This window comes from Citrobacter sp. Cpo012 (assembly GCF_030333015.1).
GTDB classification, from domain to species: domain Bacteria; phylum Pseudomonadota; class Gammaproteobacteria; order Enterobacterales; family Enterobacteriaceae; genus Citrobacter; species Citrobacter portucalensis.
In genome coordinates this window covers 164,020-180,175 of the sequence record NZ_JAOWGR010000040.1, presented here as the reverse complement: position 1 = coordinate 180,175, position 16,156 = coordinate 164,020, and the positions used below count along the sequence as shown (strand labels likewise).

The 16,156-nt window shown below is 52.2% G+C and carries 15 protein-coding genes; 8 read left to right on the top strand and 7 right to left on the bottom strand.

Features of this window, described 5'->3' with window-relative positions; all coding sequences use genetic code 11:
• Positions 1-149 precede the first annotated feature (149 nt).
• Positions 150-536 carry a DUF4751 family protein gene (locus OGX90_RS15350; protein ID WP_048214956.1) on the top strand — a complete coding sequence of 129 codons (387 nt, stop codon included), beginning with the start codon at positions 150-152 and terminating at the stop codon, positions 534-536.
• A gap of 40 nt (positions 537-576) precedes the next feature.
• On the opposite strand, the gene araD is transcribed toward OGX90_RS15350, so the two are convergent.
• The 3 genes from araD to araB form a co-directional block, all read right to left on the bottom strand.
• Positions 577-1,272: an L-ribulose-5-phosphate 4-epimerase gene (araD, locus tag OGX90_RS15345; RefSeq protein WP_048214955.1), complete on the bottom strand. Its 696-nt coding sequence runs from the start codon at positions 1,270-1,272 to the stop codon at positions 577-579.
• A gap of 105 nt (positions 1,273-1,377) precedes the next feature.
• A complete protein-coding gene (gene araA, locus OGX90_RS15340; protein ID WP_234692546.1) occupies positions 1,378-2,880 on the bottom strand; it encodes an L-arabinose isomerase in 1,503 nt (500 codons plus the stop codon).
• A gap of 10 nt (positions 2,881-2,890) precedes the next feature.
• Positions 2,891-4,600 (bottom strand): ribulokinase, encoded by a 1,710-nt coding sequence (gene araB, locus OGX90_RS15335; RefSeq protein ID WP_103285774.1) that lies wholly within the window; start codon positions 4,598-4,600, stop codon positions 2,891-2,893.
• 339 nt (positions 4,601-4,939) lie between these two features.
• Here araB and araC point away from each other — a divergent pair, with 339 nt between their 5' ends.
• The 4 genes from araC (at position 4,940) to OGX90_RS15315 (ending at position 8,250) form a co-directional block, all read left to right on the top strand.
• Positions 4,940-5,785: an arabinose operon transcriptional regulator AraC gene (gene araC, locus OGX90_RS15330; RefSeq protein WP_003829586.1), complete on the top strand. Its 846-nt coding sequence runs from the start codon at positions 4,940-4,942 to the stop codon at positions 5,783-5,785.
• Positions 5,786-5,951: 166 nt separating this feature from the next.
• Positions 5,952-6,791 (top strand): hypothetical protein, encoded by an 840-nt coding sequence (locus OGX90_RS15325; RefSeq protein WP_286624206.1) that lies wholly within the window; start codon positions 5,952-5,954, stop codon positions 6,789-6,791.
• A gap of 2 nt (positions 6,792-6,793) precedes the next feature.
• Positions 6,794-7,216, top strand: a complete 423-nt coding sequence (locus OGX90_RS15320; protein ID WP_174770707.1) for a hypothetical protein — start codon at positions 6,794-6,796, stop codon at positions 7,214-7,216.
• Between the two features lie 266 nt (positions 7,217-7,482).
• Positions 7,483-8,250 carry a DedA family protein gene (locus tag OGX90_RS15315; protein ID WP_003829584.1) on the top strand — a complete coding sequence of 256 codons (768 nt, stop codon included), beginning with the start codon at positions 7,483-7,485 and terminating at the stop codon, positions 8,248-8,250.
• 97 nt (positions 8,251-8,347) lie between these two features.
• On the opposite strand, the gene thiQ is transcribed toward OGX90_RS15315, so the two are convergent.
• From thiQ to sgrR, 4 genes are all read right to left on the bottom strand, one after another.
• Complete coding sequence (gene thiQ / locus OGX90_RS15310; RefSeq protein WP_032942352.1) at positions 8,348-9,046, bottom strand: thiamine ABC transporter ATP-binding protein ThiQ; 699 nt, start codon at positions 9,044-9,046, stop codon at positions 8,348-8,350.
• Positions 9,030-10,640: a thiamine/thiamine pyrophosphate ABC transporter permease ThiP gene (gene thiP, locus OGX90_RS15305; RefSeq protein WP_174770706.1), complete on the bottom strand. Its 1,611-nt coding sequence runs from the start codon at positions 10,638-10,640 to the stop codon at positions 9,030-9,032. Before thiP ends, thiQ begins: the two co-directional genes overlap by 17 nt.
• Positions 10,616-11,599 carry a thiamine ABC transporter substrate binding subunit gene (thiB, locus tag OGX90_RS15300; RefSeq protein WP_008786184.1) on the bottom strand — a complete coding sequence of 328 codons (984 nt, stop codon included), beginning with the start codon at positions 11,597-11,599 and terminating at the stop codon, positions 10,616-10,618. The genes thiP and thiB overlap by 25 nt, the downstream gene beginning before the upstream one ends.
• Positions 11,600-11,899: 300 nt before the next feature.
• A complete protein-coding gene (sgrR, locus tag OGX90_RS15295) occupies positions 11,900-13,555 on the bottom strand; it encodes an HTH-type transcriptional regulator SgrR (RefSeq protein ID WP_057067388.1) in 1,656 nt (551 codons plus the stop codon).
• 99 nt (positions 13,556-13,654) lie between these two features.
• On the opposite strand from sgrR, the gene sgrT reads away from it, so the two are divergent.
• From sgrT to idnO, 3 genes are all read left to right on the top strand, one after another.
• Positions 13,655-13,783, top strand: coding sequence for a glucose uptake inhibitor SgrT (sgrT, locus tag OGX90_RS15290; protein ID WP_020996233.1), 129 nt, complete (start codon positions 13,655-13,657; stop codon positions 13,781-13,783).
• A 108-nt stretch (positions 13,784-13,891) separates the two neighbouring features.
• Entirely contained in the window at positions 13,892-15,070 is a 1,179-nt protein-coding gene (locus OGX90_RS15285) for a sugar efflux transporter (RefSeq protein ID WP_003829576.1), read from the top strand.
• A 278-nt stretch (positions 15,071-15,348) separates the two neighbouring features.
• A complete protein-coding gene (gene idnO, locus OGX90_RS15280) occupies positions 15,349-16,113 on the top strand; it encodes a gluconate 5-dehydrogenase (RefSeq protein ID WP_008786186.1) in 765 nt (254 codons plus the stop codon).
• The last annotated feature ends 43 nt before the right edge of the window (positions 16,114-16,156 follow it).

Sequence of the window (16,156 nt, the reverse complement as noted above, 5' to 3'; positions counted from 1 at the left end):
AATATATTTAAATGGGGTTGTTATTGTTCTAACTAAGCAGTTTCAATTCAATTTCGTCGGGAAATTCTCTGTGAATATAATTTTATTTTGTCGATGGCTTGTGCATTTTTTTGTCCTTTTAATATTAATTTTGAAAAAATGGAGTTTTTATGAACGTTCTTTCCAAACATCAGCTTGGCATTAAATATCAGAACTATATGTTTGTTAACACAATGATTTCTAATCCAGCGATTAAAACTGTGAGCAAATATATTTTATATAAAACATGGGACGGTAAGTTGTGGAATGCTGAAATTATTGAAAATGGTAGCGCTTTTTTTCACTGGCAGGGTAATGACAAAAGTAAGGGACACAAAGATACAGTGATTAATTATCTGCTGAACGGGCAGAAGTGGCAGGCGACGATTACAGATTATATCTTTTTCCATTGTCTGGAAGGAAATAAGGCTCATGGACACTATGATAATGTAATTGATTATATCTGTTCAAATGATTGTGTATACCAAGGTTCATTCGCCGAATATTATAGCGAATAACTATAAAGGAGCGCGTAGATTATCTGCGCGCTTATTTCTTTTACTGCCCGTAATACGCTTTTGCACCGTGTTTGCGCAGGTAGTGTTTATCTAGCAGGGTTTGCTGCATATCCGGTAATTGCGGCGCGAGCTGGCGGCAGAAAATCCCCATATAGGCGACTTCTTCCAGCACGATGGCGTTATGCACCGCATCTTCGGCATTTTTTCCCCAGGCAAATGGACCGTGAGAGTGCACCAGCACGCCAGGCATCTGTGCGGCATCAATACCTTGTTTTTCAAAGGTTTCAACGATTACGTTACCGGTTTCCCATTCATATTCGCCGTTGATTTCTTCGTCGGTCATTTTGCGTGTGCAGGGAATCGAACCGTAGAAATAGTCCGCATGGGTGGTCCCCGTTGCCGGAATCGACTGACCCGCCTGTGCCCAGATGGTTGCATGGCGCGAATGGGTGTGAACAATGCCGCCAATGGTCGGGAATGCCTGATACAGCAAACGGTGTGTTGGGGTATCTGAGGAAGGTTTCTTCGTACCTTCTACAACTTCACCCGTGGCGATACTGACTACCACCATATCGTCGGCGGTCATTACGCTGTAATCGACTCCCGAAGGTTTAATCACAAACACGCCGCGCTCGCGATCGACGGCGCTAACGTTTCCCCAGGTCAGGGTGACCAGATTGTGCTTAGGCAACGCCAGATTGGCTTCCAGTACCTGACGTTTGAGATCTTCTAACATGATGCTCTCCGATGAATCTTGCCGGATGGCGCTACGCTTATCCGGCCTACAAATCGCACATTCTTGTAGGCCGAATAAGGTGTTTACGCCGTCATCCGGCAGTTGTTAACGTTTGAAGCCGTAATAGACTTCGTTCCAGCGCAGCGCGTCCTTAAAGGCCGGCAGGCGGGTATCGTTATTGATCACTGCGATCTCGATATCATGCATTTCAGCGAACTGGCGCATATCGTTCAGATCCAGCGCGTGGCTGAACACGGTGTGGTGCGCGCCACCGGCAAGGATCCAGGCTTCAGAAGCGGTTGGCAGATCCGGTTGAGCTTTCCACAGCGCGTTAGCGACAGGCAGTTTTGGCAGGGAGTGCGGCGTTTGTACCGTGTCGATGCAGTTAACCAGCAGGCGATAGCGATCGCCGAGATCGATCAGGCTGGCAACCACTGCCGGGCCGGTTTTGGTGTTGAAGATCAGACGGGCAGGATCGTCTTTACCACCAATGCCGAGGTGCTGTACGTCGAGGATCGGTTTCTCTTCCACCGCGATGGACGGGCACACTTCCAGCATGTGCGAGCCGAGCACCAGATCGTTGCCTTTCTCGAAGTGGTAGGTGTAATCCTCCATAAATGAGGTGCCGCCCTGCAGACCGGTTGACATCACCTTCATGATGCGAAGCAGAGCGGCGGTTTTCCAGTCGCCTTCGCCCGCAAAGCCGTAGCCTTGCTGCATCAGACGCTGTACGGCCAGACCAGGGAGCTGTTTCAGTCCGTGTAAATCTTCAAATGTGGTGGTGAAGGCGTGGAATCCTCCCTGTTCCAGGAAGCGCTTCATCCCCAGTTCAATACGGGCCGCTTCCAGGACGTTCTGACGTTTTTCGCCGTGGACTTGCGTCGCCGCCGTCATGGTGTAGGTGCTTTCGTACTCATCGATTAGCGCGTTGATTTCACCGTCGCTAATTGCGTTCACTACCTGCACCAGATCGCCCACGGCCCAGGTGTTTACCGAGAAGCCGAACTTGATCTGCGCAGCGACTTTATCGCCATCGGTGACCGCAACTTCACGCATGTTGTCGCCAAAACGGCAGACTTTCAGGTGGCGGGTATCTTGTTTGGACACGGCCTGGCGCATCCAGGAGCCAATGCGTTCGTGCGCTTGTTTATCCTGCCAGTGACCGGTGACCACGGCATGCTGCTGACGCATACGCGCGCCGATGAAGCCGAACTCACGACCGCCGTGCGCAGTCTGGTTCAGGTTCATAAAGTCCATATCAATGCTGTCCCACGGCAGGGCGGCGTTGTACTGGGTGTGGAACTGCATCAGCGGCTTGTTGAGGATAGTCAGGCCGTTAATCCACATTTTGGCCGGGGAGAAGGTATGCAGCCAGACCACCATCCCTGCACAGCGATCGTCGTAGTTCGCGTCACGACAGATAGCGGTAATCTCATCAGGGGAAGTGCCCAGCGGTTTTAATACCAGCTTGCAGGGCAGTTTGGCTTCAGTATTCAGTGCGTTAACGACGTGCTCGGCATGTTGGGTTACCTGACGCAGGGTTTCAGGGCCATACAGATGCTGGCTACCAATCACAAACCACACTTCATAGTTATCAAAAATCGTCATTGTCGTGTCCTTAATGTGTCAGGGTTGCCAGGTCTACCGGGGCTTGTTGCGCCGGAGCGGCAGTCGGAAGGTATTGCTGTTCAGCGCTTACTGCCCACTGCTGATAGCGGCGGTAAAGCTGTTCAAAACGTTGAGCCTGCTCTGGGCGAGGTTGCAGCGTGTTTTCCACGGCGCTTGCCATCTGCTGCTGAGCGGCAGGGATATCGGCGTGTACTTTCGCGGCAACGGCGGCGAAGATAGCTGCACCGAGTGCGCAGCACTGGTCTGAAGCGACAATCTGTAGCGGACGGTTCAGCACGTCACAGCAGGCCTGCATGATGACCGGGTTCTTGCGCGCGATACCGCCAAGCGCCATCACGTTGTTAACCGCAATGCCTTGTTCGGTGAAGCATTCCATGATGGCGCGTGCGCCAAAGGCCGTGGCGGCAATCAGACCACCGAACAGCGCTGGCGCATCGGTTGCCAGATTCAGGTCGGTAATGACGCCTTTCAAACGCTGGTTGGCATTCGGCGTACGACGACCATTGAACCAGTCGAGCACGACCGGCAGGTGATCCAGCGACGGATTTTTCGCCCAGGCTTCGGTGAGCGCAGGCAGCAGCTGTTTTTGGCTGGCTTTAATCTGTGTTTTCAGTTCCGGGTGCTGCGCCGCAAGCTGTTCCAGCGGCCAGCTCAATACACGGCTAAACCAGGCATAGATGTCACCGAATGCAGACTGACCAGCTTCAAGGCCAATAAAATTAGGTACCACGCTGCCATCAACCTGGCCGCAAATGCCTTTCACCGCACGCTCGCCAACGCTTTGCTTGTCGGCAATCAGAATGTCGCAGGTTGACGTGCCGATGACTTTCACCAGCGTGTTAGGCTGTGCACCTGCGCCGACCGCGCCCATATGGCAGTCAAAAGCACCGCCTGCAATCACCACACTCTCCGGTAGCCCCAGACGCTGTGCCCACTCGGCGCACAGGGTGCCAACCGGCAGATCCGCGGTGAAGGTATCGGTAAACATTGGGTATTGCAGATGGCGGTTGAGGATGGGGTCGAGTTCGTCAAAGAAACTGGCTGGCGGCAGACCCCCCCAGCTTTCATGCCACAGGGATTTATGCCCGGCGCTGCAGCGACCGCGACGAATATCCTGCGGGCGTACGGTGTTGGAGAGCAGGGCTGGAACCCAGTCGCATAGCTCAATCCACGAAACCGCAGCTTCGGCAACTGCGTGGTCCTGACGAGTTACATGCAGGATTTTGGCCCAGAACCATTCGCTGGAATAAATGCCACCGATATAGCGGGAGTAATCGATCTTGCCCGGTGTATGGCACAGGCGGGTGATTTCTTCGGCTTCTTCTACTGAGGTGTGATCTTTCCACAGGACAAACATCGCATTCGGGTTTTCCGCGAACTCCGGACGCAGCGCCAGTACATTACCGTCTGCATCGATGGGTGCCGGGGTTGAGCCGGTACTGTCAACGCCAATCCCGACCACTTCCGCGCGTTGTTCCGCGCTCAGCTCGGCCAGGACGGTTTTCAGCGCCGCTTCCATGGACTCAATGTAGTCGCGCGGATGATGGCGAAACTGGTTGTTTGGGCCATCGCAATACTGCCCTTCCTGCCAACGTGGGTACCACTCAACGCTGGTGGCGATCTCTTCGCCGGTGGCACATTCCACCGCCAAAGCGCGTACTGAATCACTACCAAAATCGAGGCCAATTGCAATCGCCATCGTCTTACTCCATCCAAAAATACGGGTATGGATAAACAGTAGTGAGTAGCGATAAAAACCGTCAGGCAGGATCCGCTAATCTTATGGACTAAAATGCTGTGACATCACAAAGTGTGACGCTGTGCAAATAATCAATGTGGACATTTCTGCCGTAGTTATAGACACTTTTGTTAGCCGATTTTGACGTTGGCGTAGTACATGTTTTTTACAAAGAGCTTTTCACAAGCGGGGTTGGTGGTCCATTGCCGCAAATACAGCGGCCCGCAGGGGCGACAGCGATGATGTCTGGCGTAATATGGACAAATTGTTTCTTGGCAGGACATAGGGAGTATTGAAATTATGGCTGAAACGCAAAACGATCCCCTGTTGCCAGGTTATTCGTTTAACGCGCATTTGGTGGCCGGATTAACCCCCATTGAGGCGAACGGATACCTGGATTTTTTTATCGACAGGCCGCTGGGTATGAAGGGTTATATCCTCAATCTCACCATCCGTGGCGAAGGGGTTATCAATAATCAGGGCAAGCAGTTTGTCTGCCGGCCTGGCGATATTCTGTTGTTTCCACCTGGAGAAATTCATCACTACGGGCGCCACCCTGATGCCAGCGAGTGGTATCACCAGTGGGTTTACTTTCGTCCGCGCGCCTACTGGCAGGAGTGGCTGACCTGGCCGGCCATTTTTGGCCAGACCGGCTTTTTCCGCCCGGATGAAGCGCATCAGCCGCATTTTAACGAACTGTTTGGGCAGATAATTAACGCCGGGCAGGGAGAAGGTCGTTATTCCGAACTGCTGGCGATTAATTTACTGGAGCAGTTGTTGCTCCGACGTATGGAAGCCATCAATGAATCGCTACACCCGCCCATGGACAACCGCGTCCGCGATGCCTGCCAGTACATCAGCGATCACCTGGCGGACAGCAATTTTGATATCGCCAGCGTCGCGCAGCACGTCTGCCTGTCGCCTTCCCGTTTGTCGCATCTGTTCCGTCAGCAGTTGGGGATCAGCGTATTAAGCTGGCGCGAGGACCAGCGCATCAGCCAGGCGAAGCTACTGCTGAGTACCACACGTATGCCTATCGCCACCGTAGGTCGCAATGTTGGTTTTGACGACCAGCTCTATTTCTCTCGTGTTTTCAAAAAATGTACCGGTGCCAGTCCGAGTGAGTTTCGCGCTGGATGTGAATAAATTTAGCTTGTGCGCTGCGAGTATTAAACTTCTTTCAGCGCATTAAAATTTGGCATCTGAGATGCGCGGTGATTTTATGATGAATATATATCTATAAATAATAAAAAATCAGCATTTGTTTGATGAAAATATTCTTGCTATAAACTTCCTGTCAAGGAGGTTTTAAATGAGTAAGCGTTTTGATATTACTGATGGAATGTTTGCGACAACAAAAAAATATGGGTTAGTTTACACTGAAGAGCTGGGGTGGATCGATTTAGGTCATGCACAGGGAAATGATGCCAGAATCCTGAAGAGAAAACTTGAACAAGAGCAACGAGCAAAATATTACAAGAAACTCAATGATTGGTACTTTCCAGTAGATTACTATCAGGAAATGGGGATAAGGAAGAAGTTATTTGGTTTAGGTTTGACTTTTCATTCTGGTGTACATACACAGGTCATGGTGCGTTCATGCCTTTCACCTGCGGTTAAGGCCCGAATTGCTCTGACTATTATGTATGGGACTGCAAAAAGATTCGAAGCCTGGCAAGACTCTATTCTCTTCAATTGGTATACCGATAGTGGTTTTAGTGTCGAGGATTTAGTTTCTGATTTAGTGGGTTTTTATCGTGTTTTTGGAACCGGGCCAGATCCATTTTATCTGGCGAAGCCTGTATCCTATGAAACAGCCGCACAAATATGGGATGCTCATGATCCAATTGGTACTTTTAAGAATAGAGACTTTTTGCCTTTTCTTTTTTCAACTCATCCACCTTTCAAATATGGAGAACCGATTAAGAAAAATCTGCCAGACTGGATGAATTATATAAAACCATTAAATGAATCTTTCTCCGGTTTAATGTGTAATCAGTTTCATAGTAATCCGATTAAAAATAAAAATAGGATAAATCATGAGGTTTATGGCTCTGTCTCAGTATCTGATACTATGAACTATGCTGATTCGCCATTTGACCGTCCACTTTTTTTTCTGCTTAATCCACATTCACCACAGAGGCATTGGTGAATATGAAAAAATGGATTTTATTATTTGTAATACTACTTACTATACCATTTCTGTGTTTTTTAATTTGGTTTGCTCTAACGTCTGGGGAACATCATTACGAACGTAGTGATATTTTTTCTTACTGGCTATATACGCCTGATGTTCTGAAAAATGTACCATTAATATCAGAAGATGTTGAGTATAATTATGAATATAATCTGGATAATCAGCAAATGAGAGTTATTGTAAAGTGGAGTAATATTAATGATATCGCTGCTAAAAAAACGTACTTAATCGGTTTTTTGCAGAAACTAAATCCTTCAATAAAATATAATTGTATATGGTTTTATCATGACCCGCATAACTATGCTGATAACTATCAACGCTATTGTATATCCCAAAAATGGGACTCTCTTGAGCTGGAGTATTTTGACACGGTGAAATGAACTAATGGGCCTGGCTCTAAGTCTTTCACCATGAATACTTATCGCGCATTAAATCACCCTTTCTTTTCGGCCAGCGATTGATCCAGGATGCGCCGAAACTCGGCAAATTGCGTGTCATTTGCGGTAAACAGACCTTGATGTAAAGAAAAAGTGAATGATGTATCCTGAAAGTTGTCATAACTCGCAATCTATTCAGACAATTGATGGCTTGACGAAGTTGAGAGGGGTTATCAAAATCCCTGCTTCGTAAATTTGACGGACACATTATGCAAGCATTGCTGGAACACTTTATTCTCCAGTCCGCCCTGTACTCTCTGATCGCCGTACTTCTGGTGGCTTTTTTGGAGTCGCTGGCGCTGGTTGGTCTGATTCTGCCCGGGACCGTGATGATGGCGGGGTTGGGCGCGCTGATTGGCAGCGGCGAACTGAACTTCTGGCATGCCTGGCTTGCGGGCATTGTCGGCTGCCTGTTGGGGGACTGGATCTCCTTCTGGTTGGGCTGGCGCTTTAAAAAGCCGCTGCACCGTTGGTCATTCATGAAAAAGAACAAGGCGCTGCTGGATAAAACCGAGCACGCCCTGCATCAACACAGCATGTTTACTATTCTGGTGGGGCGTTTTGTCGGACCGACGCGCCCGCTGGTGCCGATGGTAGCAGGCATGCTGGATCTGCCTGTCGCTAAATTTATCGTCCCGAATATTATTGGCTGCGTGCTGTGGCCACCGTTCTACTTCCTGCCGGGGATCCTGGCGGGAGCGGCAATTGATATCCCTTCTGATATGCAGAGCGGGGATTTTAAATGGTTGCTGCTGGCGACGGCGGTGTTGCTCTGGGTGGGCGGCTGGTTTTGCTGGCGGCTATGGCGTAGTGGCAAAGCGGCTGTTGATCGCTTAACGGCGTATTTCCCCCGCAGCCGTTTGCTGTATCTGGCGCCGTTAACGCTCGGGATCGGCGTGGTCGCGCTGGTGGCGTTACTGCGCCATCCGCTGATGCCGGTGTATATCGACATTCTGCGTAAGGTTGTAGGTTACTGACGATACCTTTGCCGGATGGCGGCTTCGCCTTATCCGGCCTACAAAATGTGCGACCTACAGGCCGGATAAGGCGTTCACGCCGTCATCCGGCAACGCATTATGCTTTAATGCCCAATAGCGCCGAGGCGCTGGCGTTGCCGCTTAACAGATCGTCCGTTTTGCCCTGCCACGCGATGCGCCCATCGGCGACCACAATCGAGCGGGACGCAATTCGCGCGGCATCTTCTACGCTGTGAGAAACCATCAGCAACGTCAGCTGCTTCTCGCGACAGACTTCGGCGACCAGCGTTAGCATCTCCTGGCGCAGCGCGGGATCGAGCGCTGAGAACGGTTCATCAAGCAGTAAAATAGGTTGTTCTCGCACCAGACAACGCGCCAGCGCCACGCGCTGCCGCTGCCCGCCGGAAAGCTCACCGGGGAGGCGTTCCAGCAGAGAGTCGAGTCCCATTTGTTGAGCGATGTGGTGCATTTTCTCCCGCTGCGATGTGTTCAGCTTCAATCCCGGATTCAGGCCCAGGCCGATGTTTTGCTGTACGCTCAGATGGCTGAACAGGTTATTTTCCTGAAACAACATGGAAACGGGACGGCGTGAGGGCGGCGTGGTGGTGTGATCTTCACCGTCAATCATCATGGTACCGCTGGCAGGCGTGAGAAAGCCGGCAATCAGATTCAGCAGCGTACTTTTCCCGGCGCCGCTGGGCCCGAGTACAGCTATTTGCTCACCGCGCGTGACCGACAGCGTAAAGCGCATAGGCAAATGGTGATAAAGCCATGTGATATCAATCAGTTTTAACATTTCGACCCGGCAATTTCTCAATAACGGTAAACAGCGTAAAGCACAGGATCAGCAGTAATAACGCCGTAACCGCGCCATCCTGACTGCGATAAGAGCCAATCTGCTGATATAAATAAAACGGCAGGGTACGGAAATCCTCATTACCAAATAACGCCACTACGCCAAAATCGCCAATCGACAGGACGCAGGCAAACGCCATCGCCTGCGCCAGCGGGCGCTTCAGGGCGCGCAGTTCAACCACTTTCAGGCGCGACCATCCCTCAACGCCCAACGACTGGCACAACATACTGTAGCGCGCAGTGACGTCACGCATTGGGTTTTCCAGTACCTTCAGTGCGTAAGGGATCGCCATCAATGCATTGGTAAAAATGACAATGCCGTCGGCAGATTCAGGAAGACCAATGGTGTTATTGAGCAGCAGAAAGAAGCCGGTTGCCAGCACGATGCCCGGCATGGCGAGGATCATCATGCCGCTCAACTCCAGCATCTGACCTGCCAGCAGTTGCTGTCGGGCACGAAGTTCACGACTGCTCCATAACAGCATCATGGTGAGTACGACGCATAACGCTCCTGCTGCTAATGCGATGCGCAGCGAGGTTCCCAGCGCCTGCCACAGCACTGGCTGCATCAGTACATCCAGAACATGGCGGTTTAAGCCATCGACAATCACCGCCAGCAACGGCGGCAGTAACAGCAACAGGGCAAGAATAATCAGGATTGCGTCAGCCAGTCGGCTGTGCAGGCGATCGTCGGGATCGCGCCAGCCTTGTACCAGGGTAGCACCGGGAGCAATCGCGCGGCTCAGACGTTGGCTGAGGAGCACCAGCGCCAAACAACAAACCATCTGGATCAACGCCAGCATGGCTGCGCGGGCAGGATCGTAATCAAAATTCAGCGCCTGATAGATAGCCAGCTCGATGGTGGTGGCCTGTGGCCCGCCGCCAAGCGACAGAACGGTGGCGAAGCTGGCGAAGCACAACATAAAGATAAGTGCCGCGACGGGCAGGATCTGACGACGCAGCCACGGCCATTCAACAAAACGGAAGAAATGCCAGCCACGCATACCCAACTGAGCGGCTAACTGCCGCTGTTCGCCGGGAATATTCTCCAGCGACTGTAACAGCAGGCGGCTGGCCATCGGCAGATTGAAAAAGACATGCGCCAGCAGAATGCCCTGCAAACCGTATGGCGAAAACGTCCACTCCAGCCCGAATGTATGCCAGAGCGAGGCCAGCCAACCCTGGCGACCGTAGACGCTAAGAATACCGAATACCGCGACCAGCACTGGCAGGATTAACGTCATCGCGCACAGACGCAGCAGCGCCATACGTCCAGGAAAACGGCGACGATAGAGCGCTCTGGCAAGGAAAATCGCCGGGACAACCGACAGCACAGCGGATAAAAATGCCTGCCAGAAAGAAAAGCGCACCACGTGCCACAGGTAGTCATCTTGCCACAGCGAGAGCCATTCTCCCTGCGGGGCGTTAAACCACAGTGCCAAAAATGCGGCCAGGGCAACGGCCACCATCAGCGTGGCGGCGGTAAGCCCAGGAAACAGCCAGCCGGGAATTAACGGCTGACGGCGCGTTGCCATTCGCTAATCCATGCCTGACGTTGAGCCGCAACCTGCTGCGGCGTAAATTCCAGCGCGGTGGCCGGTTTATTCAGTTGCTCGAATCCTGGCGGTAGGGCGACTTGCGTCACGGGATACATCCAGTTGCCGGTCGGAATCGCATTCTGGAATGCCGGGGATACCATAAACTTCAGGAATTTCTCGGCCAGTTCCGGCTGCTTGCTGGCCGCGGTACGGGCGGCGACTTCCACCTGCAAATAATGGCCTTCGCTAAAGTCGGCTGCGGCGTAGTTGTCTTTTTTATCGGCGATGATGTGATAGGCCGGAGAGGTGGTGTAGCTGAGCACCAGATCGCTTTCACCTTTCAGGAACAGGCCGTAGGCTTCGCTCCAGCCCTTGGTGACGGTGACGGTTTTGGCTGCCAGTTTCTGCCACGCCTCTGGCGCTTTATCGCCATAGACTTTCTGCATCCATAGCAGCAGACCCAATCCCGGCGTGCTGGTGCGCGGATCCTGATAAATGACGCGCCATTTTTGGTCGCTCTCTACCAGTTCTTTCAGGCTTTTGGGCGGATTCTTCAGCTTGTTTTTATCATAAACGAAGGCGAAATAGCCGTAATCAAACGGAACGAAGGTATCGTTTTTCCAGCCGCCGGGTACGTTAACGGCGTCGTTTGCAACACCACTTTTGGCAAACAGTTTGGTTTGTGTAGCGGCTTCCAGAAGGTTGTTATCCAGACCCAGTACGACGTCGGCTTTGCTGTTTTTTCCTTCCATGCGCAAGCGGTTAAGCAGCGAAACGCCATCTTCCAGCGCGACCAGTTTTAGCTCGCAGTTGCAGTCAGCTTCAAAGGCTTTTTTGATTGTCGGGCCCGGGCCCCAGTCAGCTGCGAACGAGTCGTAGGTATAGACGGTCAGTACAGGTTTAGCGAAAGCAGGCGCTGCGCACAGCAGTAAAAGCGGAAGACATTTTTTAAACACTTTGCACCTCAAGAGTTGGGTGGCAAAGGACTTGAGATAAGCCTCAAATCCCTTCGCCGGCATTATCCGGATCAGGTTCGACGGGTATCTCTCAGCCCATACACTTCATCATTCACGCTGCCTCTGTGTTGGCAGCGCTCGCTCACCCCAGTCACATAGTTATCTATGCTCCTGGGGACTCACTCGCTTGCCGCCTTGATGCATCATGAATGATCTTGTGTATGTTTTTTATTTAGCACCCCGTTGAGAACGGCGTTAGTGTAGTGATTTTGTTGCCGGGCAGCAATTAAGAGCTGGCTCTTATGGATCCGGCGGCGCAAACCACGCCGATTTAAAATCAAACCAGCCGAGGGTATTCATGCGCAGCCCGCGCATACTGCGCTGCCCCTGAATGATCAGCCAGTGGTGGATTAATGGCACAATGGCCTTTGTGGCAAGCAGCTGTTGGCACCATGCTGCCAGGCTCATTTCGCCCGTTCGCCAGCGAGCCGCATCGTTTTCCCAGTCCCGCGAGATACAGTTTTGCAGCAAAGGGACTTCGCACAAATGTGCGAACAGTGAGAAGTCCAGCGGGAGGGTAAAGTTGGCGCTGTTGAGCCAGATATCGCTGACGATTTCACCTGCATGCCATTGATCGTAGTCGATCTCCTGAATATTCAACTGTACCTGATGCTGCGCCAGCAACGTTTTCATGATCTGCGCGATAATCCGGTGTTCGATATGATCGCGATAGTAGGTGATCGTCAGCGTTTCCAGCCCGGCGGGTTTTTCACCATGGCCAGGTTTGGCGTGATGCCAGCGGGGAAGCAAACCGTAGGCGGGAAACCACAACCGCTGGTACTGTTCATCGGCGTGGCAGATTAAATTCGTTGGCGAGAGAACGCGGCTTGCCCACTCGCGAACCTCCTGGTTCGCGCCACGGTGGCTACGCGCATCAAACAACAGGTAGTAGCAACCTTCTTCGAGGCGGCTTTCGATCGCCTTTTCATCCTCTGTTGGACCTTTTAGCGTCAACCCGCCGCCAGGCTCTTCTCCGATGTCGGGTAATACCCAAACGTTAACTTCGTCAATCAGCGCCCGGTAGCCAAAGTAATCATCAAATGCATGAATTTTCAGTTGGTTATTGGTATTGCGCATTACCGCATACGGACCGGTACCAATCGGGTGGCTGGAAAAGTTGTTTAGCGTTTCCCATTCTCGCGGCAGGATCATGGCCGGGACCTGCCCCAATAGCCAGGGAAGCCAGCGATCTGGCTGGGCCAGATGGATATCCAGCGTCCAGGCCGTGGGAGAGACGATCTGCGTGATGTGTGAGTACAGTGGTAGGGCGTTAATGCGCCTCAGCGAGGCGATAACATCTTCCATTTCCAGCTCGCGGCCATGATGAAAATGGATCCCCGGGCGCAGGAAGAATCGCCAATGCAAAGGTGAAATTTGCTGCCAGTGATGGGCAATGTCCGCTTCCAGTTCCCCATTTTCCTCATTTACCCGAATTAAGGCACTGAAAATTTGGCGGGCGATATGGGTTTCGGAGCGGCGTAATGCTGTACCGGGGAGCAGGTTGTGCATCGGGCGATAATAGAGAACGCGCATGATATGCCGACCCTGGCGAAAGCTGCGGCCCAAGTGGGAGACCAGCATTTGCCGGACGGCCGTTTTGTCACCGACAAGCTGCACTAGTTGATCGATGCGATCCTGTTCCAGTAGGTCTTCCGCGCGCTGCTGCTGGAGCGCTAGCCCAGTATAGAGGAATGTCAGTCGCGAGCGTTTGCCTCGTCCAACTTCAGCTTCCCACGTTAACCAGCCACGATCCTGCATGGTATTAAGCAGCGTACGCATATGGCGGCGCGAGCAGCTCAGCAGATCCGCCAGCTCGTTGAGCGTCGTTTCTTGCGTCTTGCCGTCACAGCATTGCCACAGACGGATGAACTGTTGTTGCAAACGACCAGAAGACATAAAAGGGGAACTCCTGCGGAAAACTCAGCAATTTTATAGTCCCTATATTAAGCCAATAATAGATTCCGATGAAGCGATGAGACAACGAAGGGGTCATCTATGCGTCAGTTCTGGTTGAAGTACTTTACCGCGACAGAAAAATCGTCCTGGTTGGCTTGCCTGAGTGCCCCGCAGCGCTTAAAGATGCTCGAAGAGCTGATGCAGTGGGAGATGACATCTGACTCCTGAATTGGAAATTGCAGACATCATGTGTGACTGAGTATTGGTGTTAATCGCCGCGCCAGCAGGTATCATCTGCTGGCTTTTTTCGTTTCAGCTGCGCTTAAAAGGAAAGATATGCTCTGGATTATGACCATGGGACGGCGCCTCAACGGCGTTTACGCAGCATTTATGCTGGTCGCTTTTATGATGGGCGTGGCGGGGGCATTGCAGGCACCCACGCTGAGTCTGTTCCTGAGCCGTGAAGTCGGGGCGCAGCCATTTTGGGTCGGGCTGTTTTACACCGTCAATGCGATTGTCGGGATCGTCGTCAGCCTTGGCCTCGCGAAACGATCCGACAGCCAGGGCGATCGACGTAAGTTGATCATGTTCTGCTGCCTGATGGCAATTGGCAATGCGTTGCTGTTTGCCTTTAATCGTCACTATCTTACGCTGATCACCTGTGGTGTGCTGCTGGCCTCGTTGGCGAACACCGCCATGCCGCAGCTGTTTGCGCTGGCGCGGGAATATGCTGATAACTCCGCGCGTGAAGTGGTGATGTTTAGCTCGGTGATGCGTGCGCAGCTTTCACTGGCCTGGGTAATTGGCCCACCGCTGGCTTTTATGCTGGCGCTGAATTACGGCTTTACGGCGATGTTTTCCATTGCCGCAGGGATTTTTGCCATTAGCCTGGTGCTGATTGCGCTGATACTGCCGTCAGTTGCTCGGGTGGAGCAGCCTGTAGACGTGCCGCTGGAACAGACCGGTGGTTGGCAGGACAAAAATGTGCGTATGTTGTTTATTGCCTCCACGCTGATGTGGACCTGCAACACCATGTACATCATCGATATGCCGCTGTGGATAAGCCTCGAACTAGGCTTGCCGGACAAGCTGGCCGGGATTCTAATGGGGACGGCGGCTGGGCTGGAAATTCCGGCGATGATTCTGGCGGGCTATTACGTGAAACGCTTTGGCAAACGGCGAATGATGATCGCCGCCGTAGCAGCAGGCGTGCTGTTTTATCTTGGTTTGATCTTCTTTCACAGCCGTACGGCGTTGCTGGTGCTGCAACTGTTTAACGCGGTATTTATCGGTATTATCGCCGGGATAGGCATGCTGTGGTTTCAGGATCTGATGCCCGGACGTGCGGGGTCAGCGACCACATTATTTACCAACAGTATTTCAACGGGAGTCATTCTGGCAGGGGTGATTCAGGGGGCTGTTGCGCAAAGCTACGGTCACTATGCCGTCTATTGGGTAATTGCGGTGATTTCGGTGGTGACGCTATGGATGACCGGGCGGGTGAAGGATGTTTAGTCCGGTGCAGTCCCGGCGTTGCAGTGCTCGACCGGACGACATTTCGTATTCGCTTTTGTCGTTTTTGTAGGCCGGATAAGGCGTTTACGCCGCCATCCGGCAACCTGTCCTTACGGCCTGATCGCGTTACGCTTATCAGGCTAATCCCTCTTTTTTTCATCTTGCACGTAAATGCAATGTTGATCACATAACGATCATTTTCCTCTTCCTGGATCTTCTTTTTTCTACTGTTACGCGTATACAGTTACGCGTAACAGTTATTAAAAAAGGAGTTTTTTATGAAGAACCTATTCGACCTGACCGGTAAACGCGCGCTGATTACCGGTTCCGCTCAGGGCATTGGTAACCTGCTGGCCAACGGTCTGGCGGCGCACGGTGCTGAGATTGTGATTAACGATATTACCCAGCAGCGCGCTCAGGCGGCGGCGGACAAACTGGTTGCCGAAGGCTATCGCGCCGTTGGCTATGGATTTGATGTCACCAACGGGGAAGAGGTTGCGCGCGCCATCGCGCAAATCGAAAAGGAAGTTGGGGCCATTGATATTTTAATTAACAATGCCGGAATTCAGCGTCGTTTTCCCTTCACAGAATTCCCGGAGGCTGAATGGGACAAAGTGATTGATGTAAACCAGAAATCGGTCTTTCTGGTGTCGCAGCAGGTTTCCCGCTACATGGTGCAACGCCGCCGCGGGAAGATTATTAATATCTGCTCAATGCAAAGCGAATTAGGTCGTAAAACCATTACTCCATACGCGGCGTCAAAAGGCGCGGTCAAAATGTTAACCCGTGGCATGTGCGTGGAACTGGCGGAATACAATATTCAGGTCAATGGCATTGCTCCCGGCTATTTCGCCACCGACATGACCACCGCGCTGGTCAACGATGAAGCATTCTCCGCCTGGCTGTTCCAGCGCACGCCCGCCGCTCGCTGGGGGAACCCGGAGGAGCTGATCGGCGCGGCGGTTTATCTTGCCGCGCCCGCTTCTGACTTTGTGAATGGGCATCTTCTGTTTGTGGACGGCGGCATGCTGGCCGCGGTCTGATCAATAATGGGCCGCAACGCGCGGCCTGAGCGATAAAACAATA